Below are 1,452 nucleotides of genomic sequence, written 5' to 3' on the forward strand. Positions count from 1 at the left end.
GGCCTGATCGCCTCGACCGTGCCGGACCTGCTCGCCCCGCACGCCCGTCGGCTGCGTCTGGTGGTCCTGGTGCACCTGCCGCTCGACGACGAGCCGGAGGCCCGCGCGCTGGCCACCGCCCGGGCCGTCGTCACCACCAGCGAGTGGACCCGCCGCGCCCTGCTGGCCCGGCACCCGAGGCTCGCCGAGAGGATCCGGGCCGCGCCGCCCGGGGTGCGGCCCGCGCCGCCGGCCGCCGGCTCCGCGACCGGCGACCGGTTGCTCTGCGTCGCGGCGGTCACCCACCACAAGGGGTACGACGTGCTGGTCGACGCGTTGGCCACGCTGGTCGGGCGGGAGTGGACGATGCTCTGCGCCGGGACGCTGGCCCGGGAACCGGACCTCGTGCACCGGCTGCGCGACCGGCTGACCGGGGCGGGTCTCACCGAGCGGGTGCGGCTGGCCGGCCCGCTGACCGGCGCGGCGTTGGACGACGCGTACGCCGCCGCCGACCTGCTGGTGTTGCCGTCGCGGGGCGAGACGTACGGCATGGTCGTCACCGAGGCGCTGGCCCGGGGCCTGCCGGTGGTGACCACCGAGGTGGGCGGGCTGCCGGAGGCGCTCGGCCACGCCCCCGACGGTGACCGACCGGGACTGCTGGTCCCGCCCGGCGACCCGGCGGCGTTGGCCGCCGCGCTGATCCGCTGGCTGGACGACGACGCGCTGCGCGCCCGGCTACGGCGTGCCGCGCTCGCCCGGCGCGACACCCTGACCGACTGGTCGGTGACCGCCGCGCTGCTGGCCGGCGTACTGAAGGAGGTGGCGGAATGACCGCCGAGGAGACCCTGCCGTTCGCCGACTGGCTGCGGTTGCGGGAGCCGGCCGACGCGGCGGCGCGCGCCGAGGACCTGCTGGACGCCGTCCGCGCCCGGCCGACCGCCAACGCCCCGATGGTGATCCACGACCTGGGCAGCGGCACCGGCTCGATGAGTCGTTGGCTGGCCGCCCGGCTGCCCGGGCCGCAGCACTGGGTGCTGCACGACCGGGACGCCGACCTGCTGGCCCGCGCCGCCGAGGGCATGACCGGGGTGCGAGCCGCCGACGGCGCCCCGGTGACAGTGCGGACGAGCTGCGGTGACCTCACCCGGCTGACCGCCGCCGACCTGGCCGGGGCGTCACTGGTCACCGCGTCCGCGCTGCTGGACATGCTCACCGCGGAGGACGTCGAACGGGTGGTGGCCGCCTGCGTCGGCCGGCCCGCGCTGTTCGCCATCTCGGTGACCGGGCGGGTCCGGCTCAGCCCGACCGACCCGCTCGACGAGGAGGTCGAAGCCGCGTTCAACGACCACCAGCGGCGTACCGTCGATGGCCGGCGGCTGCTCGGCCCGGATGCCGCCGCCGCCACGGTCGCCGCGTTCGCCCGGCACGGCGTCGACGTGCGGGAACGACCCAGCCCGTGGCGGCGGCGGCATC

At 77.5% G+C, this 1,452-nt stretch carries 2 protein-coding genes; both read left to right on the forward strand.

The features are described from left to right. Window positions 1-810: glycosyltransferase family 4 protein (locus KBX53_RS32730; protein ID WP_210863731.1), on the forward strand; the 810-nt coding region annotated here is incomplete at its 5' end. Next, the coding region (locus tag KBX53_RS32735; RefSeq protein WP_210863732.1) for a class I SAM-dependent methyltransferase at window positions 807-1,452 on the forward strand (646 nt) is incomplete at its 3' end. The genes KBX53_RS32730 and KBX53_RS32735, both read left to right, overlap by 4 nt.

Source organism: Micromonospora sp. M51 (genome assembly GCF_018070305.1).
GTDB classification, from domain to species: Bacteria; Actinomycetota; Actinomycetes; order Mycobacteriales; family Micromonosporaceae; genus Micromonospora; species Micromonospora parva.